Origin of the sequence: Kocuria sabuli (assembly GCF_040981185.1) — a bacterium.
Classification (GTDB): Bacteria; Actinomycetota; Actinomycetes; order Actinomycetales; family Micrococcaceae; genus Kocuria; species Kocuria sabuli.
In genome coordinates this window covers 187,952-214,199 of sequence record NZ_JAVHZE010000003.1, presented here as the reverse complement: position 1 = coordinate 214,199, position 26,248 = coordinate 187,952, and the positions used below count along the sequence as shown (strand labels likewise).

23 protein-coding genes and 1 tRNA gene are annotated in these 26,248 nt (G+C 73.1%); 22 read left to right on the top strand and 2 right to left on the bottom strand.

The features are described 5' to 3' along the window. Positions 1-57 precede the first annotated feature (57 nt). From RE027_RS04915 to RE027_RS04880, 8 genes are all read left to right on the top strand, one after another. Positions 58-732, top strand: a complete 675-nt coding sequence (locus tag RE027_RS04915) for a riboflavin synthase (protein WP_368807124.1) — start codon at positions 58-60, stop codon at positions 730-732. Beyond that, positions 732-1,406 (top strand): 3,4-dihydroxy-2-butanone-4-phosphate synthase, encoded by a 675-nt coding sequence (ribB, locus tag RE027_RS04910; protein ID WP_368807261.1) that lies wholly within the window; start codon positions 732-734, stop codon positions 1,404-1,406. The genes RE027_RS04915 and ribB overlap by 1 nt, the downstream gene beginning before the upstream one ends. Beyond that, positions 1,403-2,104, top strand: coding sequence for a GTP cyclohydrolase II (locus RE027_RS04905; RefSeq protein ID WP_368807123.1), 702 nt, complete (start codon positions 1,403-1,405; stop codon positions 2,102-2,104). The genes ribB and RE027_RS04905 overlap by 4 nt, the downstream gene beginning before the upstream one ends. Next, positions 2,101-2,580: a 6,7-dimethyl-8-ribityllumazine synthase gene (gene ribH / locus RE027_RS04900; protein WP_368807122.1), complete on the top strand. Its 480-nt coding sequence runs from the start codon at positions 2,101-2,103 to the stop codon at positions 2,578-2,580. The genes RE027_RS04905 and ribH overlap by 4 nt, the downstream gene beginning before the upstream one ends. 85 nt (positions 2,581-2,665) lie before the next feature. After that, positions 2,666-2,929, top strand: coding sequence for a phosphoribosyl-ATP diphosphatase (locus RE027_RS04895; RefSeq protein ID WP_368807121.1), 264 nt, complete (start codon positions 2,666-2,668; stop codon positions 2,927-2,929). A gap of 45 nt (positions 2,930-2,974) precedes the next feature. Next, complete coding sequence (gene hisG / locus RE027_RS04890) at positions 2,975-3,820, top strand: ATP phosphoribosyltransferase (RefSeq protein WP_368807120.1); 846 nt, start codon at positions 2,975-2,977, stop codon at positions 3,818-3,820. Between the two features lie 35 nt (positions 3,821-3,855). Continuing rightward, positions 3,856-4,620: an imidazole glycerol phosphate synthase subunit HisF gene (hisF, locus tag RE027_RS04885; protein WP_368807119.1), complete on the top strand. Its 765-nt coding sequence runs from the start codon at positions 3,856-3,858 to the stop codon at positions 4,618-4,620. 90 nt (positions 4,621-4,710) lie between these two features. Continuing rightward, positions 4,711-4,878: a hypothetical protein gene (locus RE027_RS04880; protein ID WP_368807118.1), complete on the top strand. Its 168-nt coding sequence runs from the start codon at positions 4,711-4,713 to the stop codon at positions 4,876-4,878. Between the two features lie 45 nt (positions 4,879-4,923). Here the strand turns inward: RE027_RS04880 and RE027_RS04875 are convergent, their stop codons facing one another. Beyond that, positions 4,924-5,457 (bottom strand): hypothetical protein, encoded by a 534-nt coding sequence (locus RE027_RS04875; protein ID WP_368807117.1) that lies wholly within the window; start codon positions 5,455-5,457, stop codon positions 4,924-4,926. A 137-nt stretch (positions 5,458-5,594) separates the two neighbouring features. Between RE027_RS04875 and RE027_RS04870 the strand changes: the two genes are divergently transcribed. The 12 genes from RE027_RS04870 (at position 5,595) to RE027_RS04815 (ending at position 22,188) form a co-directional block, all read left to right on the top strand. Beyond that, positions 5,595-6,386 (top strand): Pr6Pr family membrane protein, encoded by a 792-nt coding sequence (locus RE027_RS04870; protein WP_368807116.1) that lies wholly within the window; start codon positions 5,595-5,597, stop codon positions 6,384-6,386. An 11-nt stretch (positions 6,387-6,397) separates the two neighbouring features. Beyond that, entirely contained in the window at positions 6,398-6,778 is a 381-nt protein-coding gene (hisI, locus tag RE027_RS04865; protein WP_368807115.1) for a phosphoribosyl-AMP cyclohydrolase, read from the top strand. A gap of 53 nt (positions 6,779-6,831) precedes the next feature. After that, positions 6,832-8,430, top strand: coding sequence for an anthranilate synthase component I (locus RE027_RS04860; RefSeq protein ID WP_368807114.1), 1,599 nt, complete (start codon positions 6,832-6,834; stop codon positions 8,428-8,430). After that, complete coding sequence (locus RE027_RS04855) at positions 8,423-9,022, top strand: Trp biosynthesis-associated membrane protein (RefSeq protein WP_368807113.1); 600 nt, start codon at positions 8,423-8,425, stop codon at positions 9,020-9,022. Before RE027_RS04860 ends, RE027_RS04855 begins: the two co-directional genes overlap by 8 nt. 209 nt (positions 9,023-9,231) lie before the next feature. After that, positions 9,232-9,495, top strand: coding sequence for an HGxxPAAW family protein (locus RE027_RS04850; RefSeq protein WP_368807112.1), 264 nt, complete (start codon positions 9,232-9,234; stop codon positions 9,493-9,495). Between the two features lie 144 nt (positions 9,496-9,639). Beyond that, positions 9,640-11,760 (top strand): tryptophan synthase subunit beta, encoded by a 2,121-nt coding sequence (gene trpB, locus RE027_RS04845; protein ID WP_368807111.1) that lies wholly within the window; start codon positions 9,640-9,642, stop codon positions 11,758-11,760. Between the two features lie 44 nt (positions 11,761-11,804). Continuing rightward, entirely contained in the window at positions 11,805-12,611 is an 807-nt protein-coding gene (gene trpA, locus RE027_RS04840; RefSeq protein ID WP_387919983.1) for a tryptophan synthase subunit alpha, read from the top strand. Positions 12,612-12,682: 71 nt separating this feature from the next. Next, complete coding sequence (gene lgt / locus RE027_RS04835) at positions 12,683-13,570, top strand: prolipoprotein diacylglyceryl transferase (RefSeq protein ID WP_368807110.1); 888 nt, start codon at positions 12,683-12,685, stop codon at positions 13,568-13,570. 294 nt (positions 13,571-13,864) lie between these two features. Continuing rightward, on the top strand, positions 13,865-18,535 hold the full coding sequence (gene gltB, locus RE027_RS04830) for a glutamate synthase large subunit (RefSeq protein WP_368807109.1): 4,671 nt from the start codon (positions 13,865-13,867) through the stop codon (positions 18,533-18,535). Next, positions 18,528-19,991: a glutamate synthase subunit beta gene (locus RE027_RS04825; protein WP_368807108.1), complete on the top strand. Its 1,464-nt coding sequence runs from the start codon at positions 18,528-18,530 to the stop codon at positions 19,989-19,991. The genes gltB and RE027_RS04825 overlap by 8 nt, the downstream gene beginning before the upstream one ends. A gap of 242 nt (positions 19,992-20,233) precedes the next feature. Next, positions 20,234-21,712, top strand: a complete 1,479-nt coding sequence (pyk, locus tag RE027_RS04820; protein WP_368807107.1) for a pyruvate kinase — start codon at positions 20,234-20,236, stop codon at positions 21,710-21,712. A 14-nt stretch (positions 21,713-21,726) separates the two neighbouring features. Continuing rightward, positions 21,727-22,188, top strand: a complete 462-nt coding sequence (locus RE027_RS04815; RefSeq protein ID WP_368807259.1) for a PaaI family thioesterase — start codon at positions 21,727-21,729, stop codon at positions 22,186-22,188. Between the two features lie 37 nt (positions 22,189-22,225). On the opposite strand, the gene RE027_RS04810 is transcribed toward RE027_RS04815, so the two are convergent. Further along, positions 22,226-22,309 (bottom strand) — tRNA-Leu (locus RE027_RS04810). 213 nt (positions 22,310-22,522) lie between these two features. Between RE027_RS04810 and RE027_RS04805 the strand changes: the two genes are divergently transcribed. Both RE027_RS04805 and polA read left to right on the top strand, forming a co-directional pair. Further along, the gene (locus tag RE027_RS04805) at positions 22,523-23,149 is read left to right on the top strand and encodes an ANTAR domain-containing response regulator (RefSeq protein WP_438612417.1); all 627 of its coding nucleotides are present in this window, start codon (positions 22,523-22,525) and stop codon (positions 23,147-23,149) included. 60 nt (positions 23,150-23,209) lie between these two features. Further along, a complete protein-coding gene (gene polA, locus RE027_RS04800) occupies positions 23,210-26,101 on the top strand; it encodes a DNA polymerase I (protein ID WP_368807106.1) in 2,892 nt (963 codons plus the stop codon). Positions 26,102-26,248: the final 147 nt, after the last annotated feature.

Genomic DNA, 26,248 nt, shown 5'->3' with positions numbered 1-26,248 from the left:
GCGACCGCCAGACAGACCGACAGAAGCACAGACCGACAGAAACAGAGGACAGACCGCATGTTCACAGGAATCGTCGCCGGCCGGGGCACCGTGCGCTCGGTCGACGCCCGTCCGGACGGCAGGAGCGCCCGCCTCCTCGTGGACGCCGGCCCGCTCGTCGCCGACCTGCCGCACGGCGGCTCCCTCGCCGTGAACGGCGTGTGCCTCACGGCCACCCGCACCGAGCAGATCGGGACCGGGCAGTTCCTGGCCGACGTCATCGGCGAGACGCTCGCGCGCACCAACCTCGGTGCCCTGGCCGCCGGCGACACCGTGAACCTCGAGCGCTGCGTGCCCGCCGGCGGGCGCCTGGACGGCCACGTGGTCCAGGGCCACGTCGACGGCACCGGCACCGTCGCCTCCCGGGAGGACCTGGGGGAGTGGGAGCGGGTGCGGGTCGCCGTGCCCGCCGAACTCGCCCCCTTCGTCGCCGAGAAGGGCTCGATCGCCGTGGACGGGGTCTCCCTCACGATCACGGCGGTCAGCGAGCCGGGCGCGGCGGAGCCCTGGTTCGAGATCGGGCTCATCCCGGCCACCCTCGCCGAGACCACGCTCGGGGCGCGCCCCGTGGGCTCGTCCGTCAACATCGAGGTCGACGTCCTCGCGAAGTACGCCCAGCGCCTGCTGGCCTTCGCCCGGCCCGACAGCACCCCGGCGCCGGACGCCGGGTCCACGCCAGGAGAAGGAGCATGATGCGGACCAGCAGCACCCCGACGGGAACGGGCCCCGGCGCGGGCGGAACGGACGAGGAGATCCGCCTGGACCCCGTGGCGGCGGCCGTGGAGGCCATGGCCCAGGGGCGCCCGGTCGTGGTCGTGGACGACGCCGACCGCGAGAACGAGGGCGACATCGTCTTCGCGGCCCAGCACGCCACCGCCGAGCTCATGGGCTTCACCGTCCGGCACACCTCGGGGGTCGTGTGCGTGCCCATGACCGGGGACCGCGCGGACGCGATGCGCCTGCCCCCCATGGTCCTCGTCAACGAGGACTCGAAGGGCACCGCCTACACGATCACGTGCGACGCCCGCCACGGCGTGAGCACCGGCATCAGCGCCGCCGACCGGGCGCTCACCGCCCGGCTGCTCGCCGACCCCGCCGCCGGGCCGGAGGACCTCACCCGCCCCGGGCACATCCTGCCCCTGCGCGCCGCCGACGGCGGTGTCGCCGCCCGCCGCGGGCACACCGAGGCCGCCGTCGAGCTGTGCTCCCTCGCGGGCCTGGAGCCCGTGGGCGTCATCGCCGAGCTCGTCCACGACGAGGGCGAGATGATGCGGCTGCCGGCCCTGCGGGCCTTCGCCGACCGGCATGGGATCCCGCTGGTGAGCATCGAGGACCTGGCGGCCGAGCTGCGTGGGGGCCGCCGATGAGACCGGACGCGCCCCTGGTCGGCTCCGAGCCCGTGGTGGTGCCCACTCCCGAGGGCCGCTTCGAGGTCGTCGGCTGGCGGCTGCCCGGCGGATCCGGCGACCCGGCCGCCGAGCACCTCAGCCTCACCGCCCCGTCCTCGGACCGGGTGCCCGTGGGGCAGCCCCCGCTCGTGCGGCTGCACTCCGAGTGCCTCACCGGGGACGTCTTCGGCTCCTACCGGTGCGACTGCGGTCCCCAGCTGCACCTGGCGCTGCGCCGGATCGCCGACGACGGCGGCACCCTGCTGTACCTGCGCAACCACGAGGGCCGCGGCATCGGCCTGGTCAACAAGCTGCGCGCCTACAAGCTCCAGGACGCCGGGGCGGACACCGTGGAGGCCAACGAGCTGCTCGGCCTGCCCGCCGACGCCCGGGACTACACCGCCGCGGCGACGATCCTGCACCGCCTGGGGCTGACCCGGATCCGGCTGCTCAGCAACAACCCCGCCAAGGCGGAGCGGCTGGCCGAGCTGGGCATCGACGTCGTCGCGATGGTGCCCAACGAGGTCCCGGCCCGCCCCGAGAACCACGACTACCTCGCGACCAAGCGGGACCGCATGCGCCACCGCCTGCGCCACGTCGACGACACCACCGCACACCCCGACGGACCGGCGCACGCCGCCGACCGCACCAACAGCACAGGAGACCTCACCCCATGAGCGGACACGGCGCCCCCGACATCGACCTCAGCACCGCCGACGCGAGCGGGCTGCGCGTCGCCGTCGTCGCCTCGAGCTGGCACACGGTGATCATGGACGGGCTGCTGGACGGCGCCCGCCGCGCGCTCGCCGACGCCGGCGTGACCGACGCCCGGGTCGTGCGCGTGCCCGGCAGCTTCGAGCTGCCGGTCGCCGCCGCCCGCCTGGCGCCCGGGCTGGACGCCGTGGTGGCCCTTGGCGTGGTCGTGCGCGGCGGCACGCCGCACTTCGACTACGTCTGCTCCGCCGCCACGCAGGGCCTCACGGACGTCACGGTGCGCACCGGAGTGCCCGTGGGCTTCGGGGTGCTGACCTGCGACACCGAGCAGCAGGGCCTGGACCGCGCCGGGCTCGAGGGCTCGAAGGAGGACAAGGGCTACGAGGCCACGGCCGCCGCGGTGCAGACCGCCCTGCTGCTGCGCTCGCTCGGGGTCTGAGGTCCCCGCCCTCCCGCTCCGGCGGTGCCCGGCCCCCGGAGGACGCCGGTCGGGAGGGCTCCGCCGACCCATTACCCTGGTAGTCGTGAAAACCTTCGAGACCCTCTTCGCCGAGATCAGCGACAAAGCCGCGACCCGACCGGACGGCTCCGGCACCGTCCGTGAGCTCGACACCGGCGTGCACGGGATCGGCAAGAAGGTCGTCGAGGAGGCCGCCGAGGTCTGGATGGCGTGCGAGTACGAGACCTCCGAGCAGGCCGCGGAGGAGATCTCCCAGCTGCTCTACCACCTGCAGGTCATGATGGTCGCCAAGGGCCTGACGCTCGAGGACGTCTACCGCCACCTCTGAGCACCGCCCCCGCACCCCGCCCCACCGAAGCCGAGAAGGATCCCCATGCTGCGTGTCGCAGTGCCCAACAAGGGCGCCCTGTCCGAAGCCGCCGTCACCATGCTCAAGGAGGCCGGGTACCGGCAGCGCCGGGACTCCCGCGAGCTGGTGCTCGTGGACCCGGAGGCCGACATCGAGTTCTTCTACCTGCGCCCGCGCGACATCGCGGTGTACGTGGGCGGAGGCACCCTCGACGTCGGGATCACCGGCCGGGACCTGCTGCTGGACTCCGGGGCCCACGCGGACGAGGACCTGGCGCTGGACTTCGCCCGTTCCACGTTCCGCTTCGCCGGTCCCGCCGGGCAGTACTCCACGATCGCCGAGCTGGCCGGCAAGCGCATCGCCACCAGCTACGACGGCCTGCTCCGCGACTACCTCGCCGAGCGCGGCGTGGAGGCCTCGGTGGTCCGCCTCGACGGTGCGGTCGAGTCCTCCATCCGGCTGGGCGTGGCCGACGCGATCGCGGACGTGGTCGAGACCGGCAACACCCTGCGCGCCGCCGGGCTGCAGGTGTTCGGCGAACCCATCATGACCTCCGAGGCGCTGCTCGTCCGCAGCCGCACCGCCGAGGAGCCCGAGGGCCTGGCCGTGCTGCGCCGCCGTCTGCAGGGCGTGCTGGTGGCCCGGCAGTACGTGCTGATGGACTACGACGTCGCCGACGACCTCATCGAGGCCGCGAGCCGGATCACCCCCGGCATGGAGGGCCCCACCATCTCCCCGCTCGGCCGCGGCAACGCCTCTGCCGTGCGCGTCATGGTCCGGAAGTCCGAGACCAACAAGATCATGGACGCCCTCTACGACGTCGGGGCCCGCGCGATCCTGGTCTCCCCGATCCAGGCCGCCCGGATCTGAGCCGTTCCCCACCCACCGCCGAGGAGGTCCCGCCCGTGGGCGTTGCCGTACGTGTCATCCCGTGCCTGGACGTGGACGCCGGTCGCGTCGTCAAGGGCGTCAACTTCGAGAACCTGCGCGACGCCGGGGACCCGGTCGAGCTGGCCAAGCGCTACAACCAGGCCGGCGCCGACGAGCTGACGTTCCTGGACGTCACGGCGTCCTCGGCCGCCCGCGCCACCACCTTCGACGTCGTCTCCCGCACCGCCGAGCAGGTCTTCATCCCGCTCACGGTGGGCGGCGGCGTGCGCGCGGTGGCCGACGTCGACCGGCTGCTGCGCTGCGGGGCGGACAAGGCGTCCATCAACACCGCGGCGGTCGCCCGCCCCGGGGTGATCGACGAGATCACCGGGCACTTCGGCAGCCAGGTCCTCGTGCTCTCCCTCGACGCCCGGCGCACGGGCAACACCCCCTCGGGCTTCGAGGTCACGACCCACGGCGGACGCACCCTCACCGGCCTCGACGCCCTGGAGTGGGCGCGGGAGGCCGCGGACCGTGGCGTGGGGGAGATCCTGCTCAACTCCATGGACGCGGACGGCACCCAGGAGGGCTTTGACCTGGAGATGATCCGGGCCGTGCGCTCCCGGGTGCACGTGCCGCTCATCGCCTCGGGCGGGGCCGGGTCCCCCGAGCACTTCCCGCCGGCCGTGGAGGCCGGGGCGGACGCCGTGCTGGCCGCCTCGATCTTCCACTTCGGGCCGGTGCACGCCATCGCCGAGGTCAAGGACGCCCTGCGCGCGGCGGGGCACGAGGTCCGCTGAGGCGACCGTAGCCGTGGACGAGCGCCGGGCGTACAGTCGGAAGTGAGCTGACGACAGTCGCTCGACAGGCCGACCACCAAGGAGTCCACCGTGGGACTGAACAGCATCATCAAGAGCTTCACCGGACGGGGCACCGGGCGTGCCACCGGAGGTCGCCGGGCGACCGGCGGCATGAACGCCACCGGTCAGGCCGGTGCCGGACGCAACGCGGGCCGCGGTCTCGGGGGCAAGCTGCGGGGCCTCCTCAACCGCCGCTAGACCACGCACCGCCCGGACCGGGCGACCCCGACGGGGTCGCCCGGTTCAGCGCGTGCCCCGGCAGGTCCCGTCGAGCCAGTCGCGCACCGGCGCGAGCGCCTCGTCCAGGGCCGCGCCGTCGAACCGGGCTCCCGGGTCGTCCGCGAGCTCCTCGCTGTAGGAGTCCACGAGCAGCTGGACCCGGGACAGGTCCGCGGTGAGCTCGGGGGGAGCGGCGGCGAGCATGCCGGCGATCTCGTCCTCGACGGCCTGCACCTGCTCGGGGCGCGGCGCGGCGGAGAGGCTGGCGGGCAGCAGGGCGATCGCCAGGAGGTCCTCGGCCATCGCGGCGCACGCCTCCGCGCGGTCCGCGTAGGCCCCCCACGGCCCGCGGGCGGGCGGGGAGCTCGCCCGGGGGGTGGACGGAGCCGCCGACGGCGCAGCGGCGGAGGTCCCGTGGGTCGAGGGCGCGTCGGCGGACGGCGCGGGGCTGCCGGCAGGGTCCCCGGGGGCGCCGGGTCCGGCGCACCCGGCCAGGAGCAGGCCCGTGAGGACCGCTGCGGCTGCGCGGCGCCGTCGCCGCGTCGTCCTGGGGTGCATCGTCGTGGGTGTCCTTGCCCGCCGTGCCGAACCGGTTCTTCCCCCACCATAGGTGCTGGCTCCCGCTCCCGGCAGACCGGCGGACACGCTCGCAGGGCTCCCCTATCCTGGGGGCGGACGGCCGGGAGGAGGCACACGTGCGAGTCGTCGTCGTCGCGCTGCGGGTCGCGGCCCTGGCCGTCGCGATCTGGGCCCTGGTCTCGCGGGCCGACTGCGCGTTCGTGACGCGCACCTGCCTCGGCTCCAACCTGTTCAGCTACTTCACGATCCACAGCTCGTTCCTGCTGGTCCTGGCCGTGCTCCTGGCCGTGCTGCACACGGCCTCCGGGCGGCAGGAGCCCGGCTGGCTGACGGGGCTCCGGGCCCTGTCCACCACCTACACGGTGGTCTCGGGCACGGTCTTCGCGGTGCTGCTGGCCAACGCCGAGCTGTTCGGCCACCTGTTCCTCGTGCCGCTGTCCTCGAAGGTCCTGCACTTCGTGCTGCCGGTCTACGCGGTGCTCGACCTCCTGCTGGCCCCGGGCCGGAACCGGCTGCGCTGGGCCACCGTCTGGGTGGCCACCGTGTTCCCGGCGCTGTGGGCCGTGTACACCCTGGTGCGGGGACGCATGGTCAACTGGTACCCCTACTTCTTCCTCGACCCGGACCTCGTGGGCGGCTACCGGGCCGTGGGCACCTACGCCCTCGGGCTGTCGATGTACATCCTGACCGTGGCGTTCCTGACGGTCGCCGCCACCCGGCTGCCGGCCGTCCCGGCGCGCTCCGCGGGCCCGGCACCCGGACGGGCCCGGCCCCGCCGGCGGCGGGACTCCCCGGAAGCACCCCCGGCGCGGGACCGCGGGACGCGCGAGGGCGGAGCCCGGGAGGACGGGGCGCGGACGGCAGGAGTGCGGGCGGCCGGGACACCGGCCCCCGGAACGGGTCGATAGGATGGGGGGCGATGAACGAGCAGAGCCCCGACCCCGGAACCGACGTCCTCGATCCTGCCGTGGCGCAGCGACTCAAGCGGGACCCGGCCGGTCTCGTGGCCGCCGTGGTGCAGCAGCACGACACCCAGGAGGTGCTGATGCTGGGCTGGATGGACGACGAGGCCCTGCGCCGCACCCTGACGGAGGGCCGGGTGACGTTCTGGTCCCGCTCCCGCCAGGAGTACTGGCGCAAGGGCGACACCTCCGGGCACGTCCAGCGCGTGCACAGCGTGAGCCTGGACTGCGACGGCGACGCCCTGCTCGTGCAGGTCGCCCAGACCGGCGCCGCCTGCCACACCGGCACCCGCAGCTGCTTCGACGGCCGCGACCTCGGCGCCGTCGCCACCTGCTGAGCCGCACCCCCTCCGCACCCCCCGTCCGCCACCAGGAAGTCAGGTCGACACCCATGCAGGACCTGGGCACCATCAGCCCCACGCTCGAGGAGTTCCGCGCGCTCGCCGCGGAGCGCCGCGTCATCCCCGTCCGGGTCAGGATCCTCGCGGACGCCATGACCCCGATCGGCCTCTACCGGGCGCTCGCGCTCGAGAACGGCGCGGCCCGCCCCGGCACCTTCCTCCTGGAGTCCGCGGCCGCGGGCGGTGTCTGGTCCCGCTACTCGTTCGTCGGCGCCAACTCCCGGGCCACGCTCACGGCCAAGGACGGGCAGGCGCACTGGATCGGGCGGGCGCCGGCCGGGGCCCCCACCGGCGGCAGCCCGGTCGAGGCGCTGCGGGACACCATGGCGCTGCTGCACACGGAGCGCTTCGAGGACGTCCCGCCGCTGACCTCCGGGCTCGTCGGCTTCGTGGGCTGGGAGGCCGTGCGCCGCTGGGAACGGCTTCCGCACCCGCCGGAGGACGACCTGCGCCTGCCCGAGCTGGCGATGAACCTCGTCTCGGACATCGCCATCCACGACAACACGGACGGCACCGTGATGCTCGTGGCCAACGCCGTCAACTTCGACGACACCGACGAGCGCGTCGACGAGGCCTGGGCGGACGCCGTGGAGCGGGTGCACGCGATGCTCGAGAAGCTCGCCCGGCCGGCCGGCCACGTCACCGCCTCGACGCTCAGCGGCACCGACGAGATCCGGGGGGACCTCGAGTCCAAGGTCGCCCAGAGCTGGGACCGTGAGCTGTTCATGAACTCCATCGTGGAGGGCAAGAAGGCCATCGTCGACGGCGACATCTTCCAGGTCGTGGTCTCCCGCCGCTTCGAGACGGAGTGCGGGGCCGACTCCCTCGACGTCTACCGCATGCTGCGGGCCATCAACCCCAGCCCCTACATGTACCTGTACAGTTTCGAGGACGCCGACGGGCGCCCCTTCTCGATCGTCGGATCCTCCCCGGAGGCGCTCGTGACCGTGACGGGCGACCAGGCCGTGACGCACCCGATCGCCGGGTCGCGCCCCCGCGGGCGGACCGTGGAGGAGGACCTCGACCTGGAGCGGGACCTGCTCCAGGACGAGAAGGAGCGCTCCGAGCACCTCATGCTCGTGGACCTCGCCCGCAACGACATCTCCAAGATCGCCGTCCCGGGTTCCGTGGAGGTCACGGAGTTCATGGAGGTCGAGCGCTTCAGCCACATCATGCACCTGTGCTCCAACGTCGTCGGGCGGATGCGCCCGGACGCCACCGCCTACGACGTCCTCGCCGCGACCTTCCCCGCCGGCACGCTCTCCGGCGCGCCCAAGCCGCGCGCCCTGCGCCTGCTCGACCAGTACGAGCCGCTGCGCCGGGCCGTCTACGGCGGGGTGGTCGGCTACCTCGACTTCGCCGGGGACATGGACATGGCGATCGCCATCCGCACCGCCCTGCTCGTCGACGGCAAGGCCTACGTGCAGGCCGGCGGCGGCATCGTCGCCGACTCGGACCCGGAGGCCGAGGCCCTCGAGTCCCTCAACAAGGCCACCGCGCCCCTGCGGGCCGTGCTCCTCGCCGAGCGGCTGCGCGAGCTCGACCTCGAGCGCACCGCCGTGCCGGGCGCCGGTGCCGGACGTGGCTGAGGCCCCCGCGGCCCCCCGGGCGCGGCTGTCCCGGAAGTCCAGGGTGGTGACCGCGACGCTGCTCGCGGCGCTCGCCGTCTTCGCGTGCTCGGCGGCCACGTGGATCTCGGCCACGGTGCAGACCACGCTGGAGCCCGTGACCGTGGACGTCGCCGGCTCCGAGGCGGCCCCGGCGGTCACCGCCCTGGGTCTCGTCGCGGCCGCCGGGGCCCTCACCACGGCGATCTCCGGGCGGGTGCTGCGCCCGGTGGTCTCCGTGGTGGTGGTGCTGGCGGGTCTCGGCGCCCTGGCCGCGTCCGCGGCCGTGCTGGCCGACCCGACCGGCGCCGCGCGGACCGCCGTGGGGGAGTCCACCGGCATGGTCAACGCCGGCGGCGAGTTCGCCCTGACGCCGTGGCCCTGGCTCGCGGCCGTCGCGGCCGTGCTGGTCGCCCTGTGCGGTGCCTGGGCCCTCCTGGCGGGCCGGTCGTGGACGGCGGCCCGGCGCTACGAGCGCACCGGGACGGAGCCGGCCGCGGGCGGGCCCGCCCGCGACGGGGACGAGATCGACTCGTGGGACGCTCTCACGGAGGGGCGCGACCCCACCGCCTGAGCCGGCCGCCCGAGCCCCCCGCACCGCACCGGGGGCGCGGGCGCGCAGCCCCGGTGCGGCGGTCGCACCGCGCCGCGGCGCGGTGCGCGCCGGGCGCCGCGGAGTGGCACAATGGGGCGAGACAGACTGTCAGCAACCGCCGTTCCCCCGACGGGGCCCGGCGAGCGGGGCCGACCGGCCCCGGCAGGGAAATCAGGAGTGCAGCAATCATGGCAAACGGCAACGAGATCGTCCTCGACCACACGGGCTTCGTGGGGCACGGCAACACCCTCGCCGCCTGGGTGACCGTCGGCATCATGTCCGTGGGCGTCATCGTCGGCGTCGTGGGCTTCACCCTGGGCACCACGCCCCTGCTCATCGTGGGCATCGGCCTCGTCGTCGTCGGCCTGATCGCCGGTGCCGTGCTGCGCTCCATGGGCCACGGGGCCGGTTCGGAGCAGCGCAAGCACGAGGCCAACGACCACCAGGGCTGACCCCGGCCCGGCCCGCGCAGCACGCGCCCCGGCCGGACCCCCTCCCGCACGGAGCCGGTCCCCGTCCCGGCACGACCGGGGCGGGGACCGCACGTCCCGCAGCACGCACGAAGGCGGCCGTCGCCGCCGAGAGGACAGGAATCCATGTCGCAACAGAGCACCGGGACGGTCCTGGACACCATCATCGAGGGCGTCCGCGCGGACCTGGCGGAGCGCCGGGAACGGGTCGGCCTCGAGGAGCTGCGGGAGGCGGCGGCCCAGCGCCCGCCGGCGCTGGACGCCGAGTCCGCCCTGCGCGGGCCGAGCCGGGACGCGGTGCAGGTCATCGCGGAGGTCAAGCGCTCCAGCCCGTCCAAGGGCGCCCTCGCGCCGATCGCCGACCCGGCCCTGCTCGCCACGGCCTACGAGCGCGGCGGGGCCTCCGTCATCTCCGTGCTGACCGAGCAGCGCCGCTTCAACGGGTCCCTGGCCGACCTCGACGCCGTGCGCGCGGCCGTGGGCGTGCCCGTGCTGCGCAAGGACTTCACGGTCGACGAGTACCAGATCTGGGAGGCGCGGGCGCACGGCGCCGACCTGGTCCTGCTGATCGTGGCCGCGCTCACCGACGAGCAGCTGCGCCGGTTCCTCGATCTGACCCACGAGCTCGGCATGCACGCCCTCGTGGAGACCCACACTCCCGAGGAGATCGAGCGAGCCGTCGCGGTGGGCGCCCGGATCGTGGGCGTGAACGTCCGCGACCTCAAGACCCTCGACACCGACGTCGAGACCTTCGGCCGGCTGGCGGGGCTCCTGCCGCAGGACGCGGTGCTCGTCGCCGAGTCCGGGGTGGAGGGCGAGGAGCAGATCGAGCTCTACGCCTCCCACGGGGCGAAGGCCGTGCTGGTCGGCGAGGCGCTCGTGCGCAGCGACGACGCCGCGGCCACCATCGCCGGCTTCCGCACCGCGGGCGCGGCGGCCCGCGCCCGCCGGCACGCCTCCGCCGCCGAGGCGGCCGCCGCGGAGGCGGCGTCCCTGCGCGGTGCGCCGGGCCCCTACTTCGGGGACTTCGGCGGGCGCTGGATGCCCGAGTCCCTCGTCGCCGCGCTCGACGAGCTGACGGACACCTTCGACAAGGCCAAGGCGGACCCCGAGTTCACCGCGGAGTTCCAGCGGCTCTCCCGCGACTACTCGGGCCGTCCCTCCCTGCTCACGGAGGCGCTGCGGTTCGGCGCGGAGGCCGGGTGCCGGGTGTTCCTCAAGCGCGAGGACCTCAACCACACGGGCTCGCACAAGATCAACAACGTGCTGGGCCAGGCCCTGCTCGCCCGGAGGATGGGCAAGACCCGGCTGATCGCCGAGACCGGCGCCGGCCAGCACGGCGTGGCCTCCGCGACCGCGGCCGCGCTGTTCGGCATGGAGTGCGTGGTCTACATGGGCGAGGAGGACACCCGCCGGCAGGCCCTCAACGTGGCCCGCATGGAGCTGCTGGGCGCCACCGTGGTGCCCGTGACCAACGGCTCCCGCACGCTCAAGGACGCCATCAACGAGGCCCTGCGGGACTGGGTCGCGTCCGTCGAGCACACCCACTACCTGCTCGGCACCGCGGCCGGTCCCTACCCGTTCCCGGCGATGGTGCGCTACTTCCACGAGCAGATCGGGGAGGAGGCCCGCGCCCAGGTCCTCGAGCAGGCCGGTCGCCTGCCGGACGCCGTGGCGGCCTGCGTGGGCGGCGGCTCCAACGCCATCGGCATCTTCCACGGCTTCCTGGACGACCCCTCGGTGGAGCTCCACGGCTTCGAGGCCGGCGGCGACGGCGTGCAGACCGGCCGGCACGCGGCCACCATCTCGCTGGGCCGGCCCGGCGTGCTGCACGGCGCCAAGACGTACCTCATGCAGGACGAGGACGGGCAGACCCTCGAGTCCCACTCCATCTCCGCCGGCCTCGACTACCCGGCCGTCGGCCCCGAGCACTCCTACCTGCACGACATCGGGCGGGCCCGCTACGAGGCGATCACCGACACCCAGGCGATGGACGCGTTCCAGTTGCTGTGCCGCACGGAGGGCATCATCCCCGCGATCGAGACCTCCCACGCCCTGGCCGGGGCGCTGGAGCTCGGCCACCGCTGGGTCGAGGTGCTCGGCGCGGAGGCCGCGGCCGAGAAGATCATCGTCGTCTCCCTCTCCGGGCGCGGCGACAAGGACGTGGCCACGGCCGCGGAGTGGTTCGGGATGCTCCCGGACGACAGCGCCGAGGCCGAACTCGGCGAGAAGGGCGAGCGACTGTGAGCACCACCCACCAGGCGACCGGCGGGGCCGACCTCGCCTCCCGCATCCTGCCCGCGGACCTGCGCAGCAACCCCGACTCCCGGCTCGCCGCGCGCCTCGCCGCGTGCCGCGAGCAGGGCCGGCCCGCGCTCGTGGGCTACCTGCCCGCCGGCTTCCCGACCGTCGAGGAGTCGGTCGAGGCGGCGGTGGCGCTGGGCCGCAACGGCGCGGACGTCATCGAGATCGGCATCCCGTACTCGGACCCGGTCATGGACGGCCCCGTGATCCAGCACGCGACGACGACGGCCCTGGCCAACGGCTTCCGCGTGGCCGACGTCTTCCGCGTGGTCCGGGCCGTCTCGGAGCGCACCGACGCGGTGCCCGTGGTGATGACCTACTGGAACCCCGTCCTCCAGCTGGGCGTCGACACCTTCGCCGCGCGCCTCGCCGAGGCCGGGGGAGCGGGGATCATCACCCCGGACCTCATCCCGGACGAGGCGGCCGACTGGTTCGCCGCCTCCCAGGCCCACGACCTGGACCGGATCTTCCTGGCCGCCCCGTCCTCCTCCCGGGAGCGCCTGGACCTGGTGGTCAAGGCCGCGAGCGGCTTCGTCTACGCGGTCTCCGTGATGGGCGTGACCGGAGCCCGGGACGCCGTCTCCGACGTCGCCGAGCAGCTCGTCGCGGACACCCGTGCCGCCGGCGCGCAGCACGTGTGCGTGGGCCTGGGCGTCTCCCGCCGGGCGCACGTCGAGGAGATCGGCGCCTACGCCGACGGCGTGATCGTGGGCACCGCGCTGGTCAAGGCGCTGGCCGACGGTGGCCCCGAGGCCGTGGGCGCCCTGGCCCGGGAACTGGCCGGTCTCGCCTGATAGCGTGACGGGGCGGACCGGCCGACATCGGTCCCCGCCCCCCACGTCCCGACGAGCCGAGGCCCCACCGCATGCTGCTGAGCGCCGTTTCCCCCGTTCCCGTCCTGCTGGGCGTCCCCGTCCGGCAGGGCATCCCCTCCCCGGACTGGTCGGGCTTCTCCGTCGGCCCGCTGACCGTGCACGCCTACGCCCTGTGCATCCTCGCCGGCATCGCCGCGGCGATGTGGCTGACCACGCGGCGCTGGGCGGCGCGGGGGCGGGACCCGGAGATCGTGTGGGACATCGTCATGTGGGCGGTGCCCGCCGGCATCGTCGGCGCCCGGCTCTACCACGTGCTGATCACTGACCCGGCCGGGTACTTCGGTCCCGGCGCCGACCCCCTCGACGCCCTGCGGATCTGGGAGGGCGGGCTCGGCATCATCGGCGCCGTGGCCTGCGGGGCGCTGGCCGCGTGGTGGGTGTGCCGCCGGCACGGGATCCCCCTGGCCGTGTTCGCCGACGCCGCGGCGCCGGGCCTGCTCCTGGCCCAGGCGATCGGGCGCTGGGGCAACTGGTTCAACCAGGAGCTCTTCGGCCGCCCCACGACCCTGCCGTGGGGCCTGGAGATCGACCCCGCGAGCGCCAACTTCCCCGCCGGGCTGCCCGCCGACACCCTCTTCCACCCCACGTTCCTCTACGAGTCCCTGTGGAACCTGCTGGGCGTGGTGCTGCTGCTGGCCCTGGACCGGAGGTTCCGGCTGGACGGCGGCCGGCTGTTCGCCCTCTACCTGGTCCACTACGGGGTCGGCCGGATGCTCATCGAGCTGTTCCTGCGGATCGACCCCTCCCTCGTGCTGCTGGGCCAGCGCGTGCACGTGTGGACCTCGCTGGGACTCGTCCTGCTCGGCCTGGCGCTGCTCGTGGGGATCACCCGGCGCCGCCGGGCCCGCAGGGCCGCCGTGGAGGCCTCGCGCACCTGAGCCGCCGCGTGATACCGGACCGGGTCCGGGAGTTTTCAGACTTGTAACATCCGGGTGCTAGATTTCACTGGCGCTCGACTGGGGGCGGGTGAACCACGCCCTCCACCGCTGCGCACGCCACGATCGTCCATCGTCGGACATTCCTGGAACGGGGCCCTCCCACCGTTCGGCATCGCATCGACCACCGATCGAGGACGCCGGCGGCGGCTCACGAACCGGCGGCACCTCCCGACCGGAGCTCTGCTGCGGGGGCCGCTCCTGTTGACCGCATCTCATGGTGAGGAGACGTCTGTCATGACCTCTACCCCCGCCGGCACCCCCGGTGACAATTCTGCCCAGCACGGCACGGACCCGCGTCCGGCCGCCCCGGCCGAGGCCGCCGAGGAACAGGCGACGTCGCCGTTCGAGCAGTTCTCGAACGCGCCCGAGGAGCAGGGCCTCTACCACCCGGACGAGGAGAAGGACGCCTGCGGCCTCGCCGTGGTGGCGACCCTCAACGGCGCGCCCACCCACGAGATCGTCGACGCCGCCCTGACGGCCCTGCGCAACCTCGAGCACCGCGGCGCCGTGGGCGGCGACGAGGGCACCGGGGACGGCGCCGGGCTGCTCACCCAGCTGCCCGACGCGTTCTTCCGGGCGGTCGTGGACTTCGAGCTGCCGCCCCTGGGCGGCTACGCCGTGGGCACCGCGTTCCTGCCCCACGGCGGGGAGAACGCCGACCAGGTCCAGGCCGCCCTCGAGGAGCTGGCGGCCTCCGAGGAGCTCCAGGTCCTCGGCTGGCGCCCGGTCCCGGTCGCCGAGTCCGTGGTGGGCCGCTCCGCCCTCGAGGTCATGCCCTACTTCGTGCAGCTCTTCGTGGCCGAGACCGCGCCGGCCCCCGAGGACGAGGCGGCCCGGCGGCGACTGGACCAGAAGGCGTTCCGGCTGCGCAAGCGGGCCCAGAACCGGTCCGGCGTCTACTTCCCGTCCCTGTCCTCGCGGACGATCGTCTACAAGGGCATGCTGACCACCCAGCAGCTCGAGCCCTTCTACCCGGACCTGTCCGACGAGCGGTTCACCACCGAGCTCGCGATCGTGCACTCCCGGTTCTCCACCAACACCTTCCCCTCGTGGCCGCTGGCCCAGCCCATGCGCACGCTCGCCCACAACGGCGAGATCAACACCGTCAAGGGCAACCGGAACTGGATGCGCGCCCGCCAGTCTCAGCTGAAGTCCCCGCTGCTGGGCCGCAACCCCGAAGAGCTGTTCCCGATCTGCTCGGAGGGCGCGTCCGACTCGCAGTCCCTCGACGAGGTCGCCGAGCTGCTCGTGCTCTCGGGCCGGCCGGTCACCCAGGCGATGATGATGATGATCCCGGAGGCCTGGGAGAACCACGAGACCATGGACCCCGCCCGCAAGGCGTTCTACCGCTACCACGCCTCCTTCATGGAGCCGTGGGACGGCCCGGCCGCGGTGGCCTTCACCGACGGCGTGCAGGTCGGCTCCCTGCTGGACCGCAACGGCCTGCGTCCCGGCCGGTTCTGGGTCACCGACGACGGTCTCGTCGTCTTCGCCTCCGAGGTCGGCGTCGTCGACGTCGGGGACCGCAAGATCGTCCGCAAGGGCCGCGTCTCCCCGGGCACGATGTTCCTCGTGGACACCGCCCGCGGGCGGATCGTCGAGGACGCCGAGATCAAGGCCGAGATCGCCTCCGCCGAGCCGTGGGAGGAGTGGGCCGACGCCAACATCGTCGACATCCGGGAGCTGCCCGAGCGCGAGCACATGGTCCACCCCCGCTCCTCCATCACCCTGCGCCAGAAGACCTTCGGGTACACGCAGGAGGAGCTCAAGATGATCGTGGGCCCCATGGCGGCCAAGGGCGCCGAGCCCATCTACGCCATGGGCACCGACACCCCGATCGCCGTGCTCTCGGAGCGGTCGCGCACGCTGTTCGACTACTTCGTGCAGTCCTTCGCGCAGGTCACCAACCCGCCGCTGGACGCGATCCGCGAAGAGCTGGTCACCAGCCTGCGCAGTTCCGTCGGGCCGACCGGCAACCTGCTGACCACCGAGCGGGTGCGCACCCACCAGATCGCCCTGGACTTCCCGGTGATCGACAACGACCAGCTCGACCAGTTCCTGCACATCGAGGACGCCGACGGCATGCCCGCGGCGCTGAAGGTGCGCGGGCTGTACCGACCCGACGGCGGGGCGGAGTCCCTGCGCGCCCGGATCGCCGAGATCTGCGAGAAGGTCTCCGCGGCCGTGGCCCGCGGCGTCGAGTACGTCATCGTCTCGGACCGCGACTCCAACGGCGCGTGGGCTCCGATCCCGTCGCTGCTGCTGACCTCCGCGGTGCACCACCACCTCCTGCGCTCGGCCACCCGCACCAAGGTCGCGCTGATCGTGGAGGCCGGCGACGTCCGCGAGGTCCACCACGTGGCCCTGCTCATCGGCTACGGCGCCGCCGCCGTGAACCCGTACCTGGCGATGGAGTCCGCGGAGGAGCTGGTGCGCTCGGGCGACCTCACCGGGATCACCACCGAGCACGCGGTACACAACCTGATCAAGGCCCTGGGCAAGGGCGTGCAGAAGATCATGTCCAAGATGGGCATCTCCACGGTGTCCTCCTACTGCGGCGCCCAGGTCTTCGAGGCCCTCGGCCTGTCGCGGGAGCTCGTGGACGACTACTTCACCGGCACCCACACGCAGATCGGCGGCATCGGCCTCGACGTCATCGCCGAGGAGACCGCGTCCCGCCACCGCCGGGCCTACCCCGAGGACGGCGTGACCGAGCCCTACCGGGACCTCGAGACCGGCGGCGAGTACGACTGGCGCCGGGACGGCCCGCCGCACCTGTTCAACCCGCAGACGGTCTTCCGGCTGCAGCACGCCACCCGCAGCGGCCGCTACGACATCTTCAAGTCCTACACGAAGCTCGTGGACGACCAGACGAAGAAGCTGCTCACCCTGCGCGGGCTGCTCGGCTTCGCCTCCGACCGCACGCCGGTGCCCCTCGAGGAGGTCGAGTCCGTCAGCTCGATCGTCAAGCGCTTCCAGACCGGTGCGATGAGCTACGGCTCCATCTCCCAGGAGGCGCACGAGACGCTGGCCATCGCCATGAACCGGATCGGCGGCAAGTCCAACACCGGTGAGGGCGGCGAGGACGTCGAGCGCCTGCTCGACCCGCAGCGGCGCTCGGCGATCAAGCAGGTGGCCTCCGGCCGCTTCGGCGTCACGAGCCTGTACCTCACCAACGCCGACGACATCCAGATCAAGATGGCCCAGGGCGCCAAGCCCGGCGAGGGCGGCCAGCTCATGGCGCAGAAGCTCTACCCCTGGATCGCCCAGACCCGCCACTCCACCCCGGGCGTATCCCTGATCTCGCCGCCGCCGCACCACGACATCTACTCGATCGAGGACCTGGCGCAGCTGATCTACGACCTCAAGCGCTCCAACCCGCGGGCCCGGGTGCACGTGAAGCTGGTCTCCGAGATCGGGATCGGCACCGTGGCCTCCGGCGTCACCAAGGCCAAGGCCGACGTGGTGCTGGTCTCCGGGCACGACGGCGGCACCGGCGCGGCCCCGCTGAACTCGCTCAAGCACGCCGGCGCGCCCTGGGAGCTCGGCCTCGCCGAGACCCAGCAGACGCTGATGCTCAACGGGCTGCGGGACCGGGTGGTCGTCCAGGCCGACGGGCAGATGAAGACCGGGCGCGACGTGATCATCGCGGCGCTGCTCGGGGCGGAGGAGTTCGGCTTCGCCACGGCCCCGCTGATCGTCGAGGGCTGCATCATGATGCGCAAGTGCCACCTGGACACCTGCCCGGTGGGCGTGGCCACCCAGAACCCGGAGCTGCGCCAGCGGTTCACGGGCAAGGCCGAGCACGTCGTGAACTTCTTCGAGTTCATCGCCGAGGAGGTCCGGGAGTACCTGGCCCAGCTCGGGTTCCGCTCGATCGAGGAGGCCGTCGGGCACGCCGAGGTCCTGGAGACCAAGGCGGCGATCGACCACTGGAAGGCGCACGGGCTCGACCTCTCGCCGATGCTGCACTCCACGGTGCTCGAGCACCGCGGCGCCGCCGTGCGCAACACCCGCAGCCAGGACCACGAGCTCGAGAAGCACTTCGACAACGAGCTCATCCGGCTCTCCCGGGCCGCCCTGGAGAAGCGGGAGCCGGTGCGGATCCAGCAGCACATCATCAACACGGACCGCGCCGTCGGCACCATGCTCGGGCACGAGGTGACCAGGACGTTCGGCACCGACCTGCTCGCCCACGACACGATCGACGTGACGCTCACCGGCCAGGCCGGGCAGTCCCTCGGCGCGTTCCTCCCGCAGGGCATCACCCTGCGCCTCGAGGGCGACGCCAACGACTACACCGGCAAGGGCCTCTCGGGCGGGCGGATCATCGTGCGCCCCGAGCGGGACGCGGTCTTCGAGGCCTCGGAGAACGTCATCGCCGGCAACGTGATCGGCTACGGCGCCACCAGCGGCGAGATCTTCCTGCGCGGCACCGTGGGCGAGCGCTTCCTGGTGCGCAACTCGGGCGCCACCGCGGTGGTCGAGGGCATCGGGGACCACGGCTGCGAGTACATGACCGGCGGCACGGCCCTGGTGCTGGGCCGGACCGGGCGCAACTTCGGCGCCGGGATGTCCGGCGGCGTCGCCTACGTCATCGACCTCGCCGAGACCTCGGTCAACAAGCAGGCGCGGGACACCGGGGAGCTGCAGCTGCTGCCCCTGGACGAGGCGGACGCCGAGACGGTGCTCGCGCTCATCACGAAGCACGCCGAGGAGACCGGCTCCGAGCTCGCGGACCGGCTGCTGGCCGATCCGGTGGCCACCCTCGGCCGGTTCACCAAGGTCCTGCCGCGGGAGTACGCCGCCGTGCAGGGCATCCGCGAAGAGGCCGTGACCCAGGGGCAGGACCCCGACGGTGACGAGGCCTGGCACAAGATCCTGGAGGTGACGACCCGTGGCTGATCCGCGCGGTTTTCTGAAGGTGACCGAGCGCGTCGACCGCCCCAAGCGGCCCGTGCCGGTCCGGATCATGGACTGGAAGGAGGTCCAGGAGGCCCAGGACCGGGGGGTCCTGCAGAAGCAGGCCGGCCGGTGCATGGACTGCGGCATCCCCTTCTGCCACGAGGGCTGCCCCCTGGGCAACCTGATCCCCGAGTGGAACGACCTGGTGTGGCGGGGCCTCGACGCCGAGGCGGTCGAGCGCATGCACGCCACCAACAACTTCCCGGAGTTCACCGGGCGGGTCTGCCCGGCTCCGTGCGAGTCCTCGTGCGTGCTCGGGATCAACCAGCCCGCGGTGACCATCAAGCAGATCGAGTACTCGATCGGCGAGATGGGCTTCGACGAGGGCATCATCAAGCCGTTCGTCCCCCAGCGCCTGGTCGGCAGGACCGTGGCCGTCGTGGGCTCCGGCCCCGGCGGGCTCGCCGCGGCCCAGCAGCTGACCCAGGCCGGGTTCACGGTGGCCGTCTACGAGCGCGACGACCGGATCGGTGGGCTGCTGCGCTACGGCATCCCCGACTTCAAGATGGAGAAGGAGGTCCTCGACCGCCGCCTGGACGTCATGCGCGCCGAGGGCACCCGCTTCCGCCCGGGGGTGGAGATCGGCAAGGACATCACCTGGGACCAGCTCAAGCGCCGCTACGACGCGGTGGTGGTCGCCACCGGCGCCACCCGGCCGCGCGACCTGGCCATCCCGGGCCGCGACCTCGAGGGCGTGCACTTCGCGATGGACTACCTCGTGCCGGCCAACCGCGTGGTGGCCGGCGACGAGGTCGAGGACCAGATCTCGGCCGAGGGCAAGCACGTGATCGTGCTCGGCGGCGGCGACACCGGCTCCGACTGCATCGGCACCGCCAACCGGCAGGGCGCCGCGTCGATCACGTCCCTGGCCATCGGGCGCCAGCCCGCGGCGGACCGCTCCGACGCCGACCCGTGGCCGATGATGCCGAGGGTCTTCGAGGTCTCCACCTCCCACGAGGAGGGCGGTGAGCGCACCTACATGGCCTCGACCGTGGAGTTCGTCGGGGAGGACGGCAAGCTGACCGGTCTCAAGGTCGCCGAGACCGAGTACCTGCCCGACGGCCGCCGCGCCCCGCGGGCGGGCACGGAGAAGGTGCTGCCCGCGGACCTGGTGTTCCTGGCCCTGGGGTTCACCGGCAACGAGTCCGAGGACATCACCGAGCAGATCGGCGCCGAGCTGGACGGGCGGACCAACGTGGCCCGCGACGACCGGTACATGACCAACGTGGACGGCGTGTTCTCGTGCGGCGACGCCGGCCGGGGCCAGTCCCTGGTCGTGTGGGCGATCGCCGAGGGCCGGGCCTGCGCCGCCGCCGTCGAGCGCTACCTCATGGGCTCCACCCGCCTCCCGGCGCCGGTGGCCCCCACGGACCGGGCCATCGACCTCAGCCTGTAGGGCGACCGGCACGGCGCGGGCGGCGCCCCCACCCGGGGGCGCGGCCCGCGCCGTCGTCGGAGCCCCCGGGCCGGCGGCCTCGACACGGCGGGCCGCGTTGATAGGCTGGGAAGGACCTCCCCGCTCCGGGGCAGGACAACCAGGCAGAGCGGCCGGGAGCTCCGCCGCGCCCGCGCGGCGTCCCGGTCGTTTTTCCTTGCGCGTCCTCCCGCGGTGACACCCCACAACCCAAGGCGGCACACATGCGACGAGCAAAGATCGTGGCCACGATCGGCCCGGCCATCTCCTCCTACGAGAACCTCTCCCAGGCGATCCGGTCCGGCATGAACGTGGCCCGGCTCAACATGAGCCACGGCGACCACTCCGTCCACGACGCGTCCTACGAGAACCTGCGGCGCGCCGCGGCCGACGCCGGGGCGACGGTCGCGATCCTCGCGGACCTCCAGGGACCCAAGATCCGGCTCGGCCGGTTCGCGAACGGGCCCCACGAGCTGCTGCCCGGTGACGTCTTCTCCATCACCACCGAGGACATCGAGGGCACCCAGGAGCTGTGCTCCACCACCCACAAGGGCCTGCCCGGGGACGTGAACGTGGGCGACCCCCTGCTGATCAACGACGGCCAGATCGCCCTGCGCGCCACCGAGGTCTCCGACACGACCGTGACCACCGAGGTCGTCGTCGGCGGGGCGGTGTCCAACAACAAGGGCATCAACCTGCCCGGCGTGGCCGTGAACGTCCCGGCGCTGTCCGAGAAGGACGAGGACGACCTGCGCTGGGCGCTGCGCCGCGGGGTGGACCTCATCGCCCTGTCCTTCGTGCGCGACGCCAAGGACATCGTGCGGGTGCACGAGATCATGGACGAGGAGGGCCGGCGCCTGCCAGTGATCGCCAAGATCGAGAAGCCGCAGGCCGTGGACTCCCTGCACGAGATCATCGACGCGTTCGACGGCATCATGGTCGCCCGCGGCGACCTCGGCGTGGAGCTGCCCCTGGAGCAGGTGCCGATCGTGCAGAAGCGCGCCATCGAGCTCGCCCGGCGCTGGGCCAAGCCGGTGATCGTCGCCACGCAGGTGCTGGAGTCGATGATCGACAGCCCCCGCCCCACGCGCGCCGAGGCCTCCGACTGCGCCAACGCGGTGCTCGACGGCGCCGACGCCGTGATGCTCTCGGGGGAGACCTCGGTGGGCAAGTACCCGATCGAGACCATCGAGACCATGGCCCGGATCATCGAGGCCACCGAGAGCCAGGCGCTGGAGCGCGTCCCCGCGCTCGGCACGGAGCCGCGCACCCGCGGCGGCGCCGTGACCCGTGCGGCCGTCACCATCGCCCGGCAGCTCGACGTCAGCTACATCTGCACGTTCACCCAGTCCGGGGACTCCGCCCGCCGGCTCTCCCGCCTGCGCCCGGCCCACCCGATCCTGGCCTTCACCCCCGAGCCGCTCGTCACCGCGCTCATGTCCCTGCTGTGGGGCGTGCAGCCGATCCAGGTGGAGGAGGTCGCCCACACGGACGACATGACCAAGCAGGTGGACCGCCACCTGCAGGAGGAGGGGCTGGCCGGCAAGGACGACCTCGTGGTGATCTGCGCCGGCTCGCCCCCCGGGGTCGCCGGCACCACCAACCTCGTGAAGGTGCACCGCGTGGGCGACGTCAGGGACGCCGGGGAGCTGCTGAGCAGCCAGCGCAAGCGCGAGCACGTGGGGCCGTGGCGCGAGTCCTGAGCGGGCGCGCCGGCATGGGCCCCGAGGAGCACTCGCGCGAGCTCAGCGAGCACGGCGTGCCCGAGGAGCTGCACGCCGTCTTCCCCGGGCACGGGATCGGCGGCCTGGCCCGGGCGATGGGCATCCGGTTCACGGAGCTCTCGCCCGGGCGGGCGGTGGCCACGATGCCGGTCGAGCCGAGCACCCAGCCCGGCGGGGTCCTGCACGGGGGAGCGCACTGCGTCCTGGCGGAGACCCTGGCCTCCACGGCCGCGAGCGTGCACGCCGGTCCGGAGCGCTTCGCGGTGGGCGTCGACATCAACGCGACGCACCAGCGCGGGATCTCCTCCGGGACGGTCACGGGGACCTGCACCGCGCTGCACCTGGGCGCCACGCTGACCGTGCACGAGGTCGTGATGACCGACGAGCGGGGGCGCCGGCTGTCCACGGCGCGGGTGACGAACCTGCTCCGCGACCGGGCTCCCGGGACGGACTGAGGGCACGAGAGAACCCCGGACCGCCGGTCCGGGGTTCTGGTGCCCAAGGTGGGACTCGAACCCACACTCCGAAGGAACCGCATTTTGAGTGCGGCGCGTCTGCCAGTTCCGCCACTTGGGCCTTCGTCCGCAGTGCGCGCGGCCCGGGGGAGGGCGGCTCCTGCGCTCGATCACTCTACAACAGTTATAGGCTGGGACCGATCGGACGGCACGTGCGGCATCGGGCAGCCCCGAGCCGGCCGTGCCCCAGGACGCCCCTGCGGTCCCGCCTCGGCGGGACCGCCCCACCAGCAGGCAAGGAGTCACCGTGACGGAGCAGCCGAACCCCTCCCCGGTGGAGGAGCCCGAGCACAGCGCGTTCCCCGGGGAGGACGCCGGGACGTCCCTGCGCCCGCCCCACCGGGTGGTGGTGGCCGAGGACGAGACCCTCATCCGCCTCGACATCGTGGAGATGCTGCGGGAGGCGGGCTACGACGTGGTCGCGGAGGCCGACAACGGCCAGCTCGCGGTCGAGCTGGCGCGCGAGCACCGCCCGGACCTCGTGCTGATGGACGTCAAGATGCCCGTCCTGGACGGGATCACGGCCGCCGAGCAGATCGCCTCGGACCGGATCGCCCCGGTCGTCCTGCTCACGGCCTTCAGCCAGCGCGAGCTCGTCGAGCGGGCCCGTGAGGCGGGCGCCATGGCCTACGTGGTCAAGCCGTTCACCGTCGACGACCTCGTGCCCGCGATCGAGATCGCGATCTCCCGCTTCGAGGAGATCGCCGCGCTCGAGCGCGAGGTCTCCGACATGAAGGAGCAGTTCGCCACCCGCAAGCTCGTGGAGCGGGCGAAGTCCCTGCTGACCACCAAGATGGGGCTGACCGAGCCCGAGGCGTTCCGCTGGATCCAGAAGACCTCGATGGACCGGCGGCTGTCCATGCGCGAGGTCGCCGAGGCGATCATCAACCAGGTCGCCTGACCCGGCCGGGTCGGCCCGCGGGGCCGGTCCGGCGTCCTGCCCGGGCCCTAGGATGGGTCCGTGAGTGAAACGACGCAGCAGACCCAGCCCGACACGAGCCCCGACACCGGCGTGCGCACGGTGACCGTGGGGGCGGAGACCGACCACCCGGTCGACGTCGAGATCCCCCGGCCGCTGTCTCGGCCGGACCGGAAGCTGCTGCTGGTCGACGGCCACTCCCTGGCCTTCCGCGCGTTCTTCGCCCTCTCGCGCGCCGCCGAGTACGGCGGCGGCCCGGCGTTCGTCACCTCCGACGGCCGCCACACCGAGGCCGTCTACGGCTTCGTGAACACGCTGGTGAAGCTGGTGCGGGAGCAGCGGCCCACGCACCTGGTGGTCTCCTTCGACCTCGAGGGGCCCACGTTGCGCTCCCAGGAGTACGAGCAGTACAAGGGCGGGCGCGACGAGACGCCCGAGGAGTTCCACGGCCAGGTCCCGCAGATCCGGCGGATCCTCGACGCCCTGGGCGTGCCCGTGGTCACCGCGGAGGGCCACGAGGCCGACGACGTCCTGGCGACCCTGGCCCGCCGCGGCGCGGAGCAGGACTACGAGGTCCTCGTCTTCTCCGGGGACCGCGACGCCTTCCAGATGATCGACGAGCACGTCACCGTGGTCTATCCCGGGCGGACCCCCTCCGACCTCAAGCACATGGACGCGGCCGCGGTCGTGGAGAAGTACAAGGTCCCGCCGCAGCACTACCCGGACCTCGCCGCGCTGACGGGGGAGCAGGCGGACAACCTCCCGGGCGTGCCCGGGGTGGGGGCGGGCTTCGCCGCCAAGTGGATCCTGGCCTACGGGGGCGTGCCCTCGCTGCTCGAGCACGCGGACCGGATCAAGGGCAAGAAGGGCGAGGCGCTGCGCGAGCACCGCGCGGACGTGGAGCGCAACCGGCGGCTCAACCGGCTGGTCACCGACCTCGGGCTCGGGGTCGACCTCGCCGACGCCGGGCTGCCCGTGCCCGACGCCGAGGCCGTCGGCGAGGTCTTCGACGACCTCGAGTTCGGCGAGGGGCTGCGCAACCGGCTCTTCGACGCGTTCGGCCGCCCGCAGGACGAGAGCACGCCGACCGCCGACCTCGGCCTCGGGGAGGTGGAGCGCCCCGGCACCGGCGAGGAGCTGGAGCGGTGGCTCGCCGCGGGCGAGCAGCCGGTGGTCCTGCGCCCCCTGCACCGCGACGACGACCCCGGGCTGCCGGGCGCCCGCGAGCTCTCCGGGCTGGTCCTGGCCCGGGGCGGGCACCGGCCCTCCGCCGTGTTCCTGGATCTCTCCGCCGCGGACGAGGCACTGGAGTCCGCCCTCGCCGGCTGGCTCGCGGACACCGGGCGGGCCAAGATCGTGGACGGGCTCAAGGACGTCTGGAAGTCCCTGGCCGTGCGCGGGCTGACGCTCGCGGGCGTCGTGGACGACCCGCAGCTCTCCGCCTACCTCCTGCAGCCCGCGCGGCGCAGCTACGAGCTGCCGGCCCTGCTCGAGGACCGGCTGGGCCTGGCGGTCGCCTCCCCGGAGGACGCGGCCGCCGCGGCGGACGGCCAGCAGGAGCTCGCCCTGGGCGAGGAGCCCTGGCCCGTTCCGGCGCTGCTGCACCGGGAGGCCGAGCTCGCGGTGGCCACCACGCAGCTCTCCGCGCACCTGCTGGAGAAGCTCGAGGAGATCCACCAGACCGCCCTGCTCACCGACCTGGAGCTGCCGCTGGCGGTCGTGCTGGGCCGGATGGAGCTGGCCGGGATCGCCGTGGACCCGGACGGCGTCCAGGTCCTGCTCGACGACTTCGCCCGGGTGATCGAGCAGGCGAAGGAGGAGGCGCACGCCCAGATCGCCGAGCCCGTGAACCTGGGCTCCACCAAGCAGCTGCAGCAGGTGATGTTCGAGGAGCTGGGCCTGCCGAGGACCAAGAAGATCAAGTCCGGCTACACCACCGACGCCGACGCCGTGGCCGAGCTGCTGACCCGCACCGACCCGGACTCCCAGGGGCACCGCTTCCTCGCGAGCCTGCTGGCCTACCGGGACGCCAACAAGCTGCGCCAGACCGTCGAGGGCCTGCAGAAGGCGATCGCCGAGGACGGGCGGGTGCACACCACCTACATGCAGAACGTCGCCGCCACCGGCCGGCTGTCCTCCACCAACCCCAACCTGCAGAACATCCCGGTGCGCACCGAGGAGGGCCGGCGCATCCGCGCCCTCTTCGTGGTCGGGCGCCCCGAGGAGGGCCGTGAGTGCGAGCAGCTGCTGACCGCGGACTACTCCCAGATCGAGATGCGCATCATGGCGCACCTGTCCGGGGACGAGGCGCTCATCGAGGCGTTCCGCAGCGGCGAGGACCTGCACCGGTTCGTCGGCTCCAAGATCTTCGGGGTGGCCCCGCAGGAGGTCACGGCGCCGATGCGCTCCAAGGTCAAGGCCATGAGCTACGGGCTGGTCTACGGGCTGAGCTCCTTCGGGCTCTCCAAGCAGCTGCGCATCCCCGTGGACGAGGCCCGCACGCTGATGAGCGACTACTTCACCAGGTTCGGGGCCGTGCGGGACTACCTGCGCGGGGTCGTGGAGCAGGCCCGCGCCGACGGCTACACGGCTACGATCGACGGCCGCCGCCGCTACCTCCCGGACCTCTCCAGCGACAACCGGCAGCTGCGGGCCGTGGCCGAGCGCGCCGCCCTCAACGCGCCGATCCAGGGCTCGGCCGCGGACATCATCAAGAAGGCGATGCTCGGCGTGGACCGGCGCTTCGCCGAGGAGGGCCTGTCCTCCCGCGTGCTCCTGCAGGTCCACGACGAGCTCGTCGTGGAGGTCGTCCGCGGGGAGGCCGGGACCGTGGAGCAGGTGCTGCGCGAGGAGATGGGCGGTGCCGCCGAGCTCGCGGTGCCGCTGGAGGTCAACGTGGGCGCCGGGCGGTCCTGGCACGAGGCGGCCCACTGACGGCTCCAGGTGTGATTGGGCCCGGCATGCTGTGTCCGACTCCGGGAGACTGGTTCCATGACGTTGCATGTCCGATCCCTCAATTGAGCTGAAGGCAGCCGTTGTTAGCATAGGACTCCAACCGGTGAATAGCTCTTCCGCGTGACT

Coding starts and splice junctions, on each gene's coding strand:
- ribH (WP_368807122.1), top strand. CDS start 2,101: ATGAGCGGACACGGCGCCCCCGACATCGACCTCAGCACCGCCGACGCG.
- RE027_RS04875 (WP_368807117.1), bottom strand. CDS start 5,457: ATGCACCCCAGGACGACGCGGCGACGGCGCCGCGCAGCCGCAGCGGTC.
- gltB (WP_368807109.1), top strand. CDS start 13,865: ATGACCTCTACCCCCGCCGGCACCCCCGGTGACAATTCTGCCCAGCAC.
- hisI (WP_368807115.1), top strand. CDS start 6,398: ATGAACGAGCAGAGCCCCGACCCCGGAACCGACGTCCTCGATCCTGCC.
- hisG (WP_368807120.1), top strand. CDS start 2,975: ATGCTGCGTGTCGCAGTGCCCAACAAGGGCGCCCTGTCCGAAGCCGCC.
- RE027_RS04915 (WP_368807124.1), top strand. CDS start 58: ATGTTCACAGGAATCGTCGCCGGCCGGGGCACCGTGCGCTCGGTCGAC.
- pyk (WP_368807107.1), top strand. CDS start 20,234: ATGCGACGAGCAAAGATCGTGGCCACGATCGGCCCGGCCATCTCCTCC.
- lgt (WP_368807110.1), top strand. CDS start 12,683: ATGCTGCTGAGCGCCGTTTCCCCCGTTCCCGTCCTGCTGGGCGTCCCC.
- RE027_RS04905 (WP_368807123.1), top strand. CDS start 1,403: ATGAGACCGGACGCGCCCCTGGTCGGCTCCGAGCCCGTGGTGGTGCCC.
- RE027_RS04815 (WP_368807259.1), top strand. CDS start 21,727: ATGGGCCCCGAGGAGCACTCGCGCGAGCTCAGCGAGCACGGCGTGCCC.
- ribB (WP_368807261.1), top strand. CDS start 732: ATGCGGACCAGCAGCACCCCGACGGGAACGGGCCCCGGCGCGGGCGGA.
- RE027_RS04860 (WP_368807114.1), top strand. CDS start 6,832: ATGCAGGACCTGGGCACCATCAGCCCCACGCTCGAGGAGTTCCGCGCG.
- trpB (WP_368807111.1), top strand. CDS start 9,640: ATGTCGCAACAGAGCACCGGGACGGTCCTGGACACCATCATCGAGGGC.
- RE027_RS04850 (WP_368807112.1), top strand. CDS start 9,232: ATGGCAAACGGCAACGAGATCGTCCTCGACCACACGGGCTTCGTGGGG.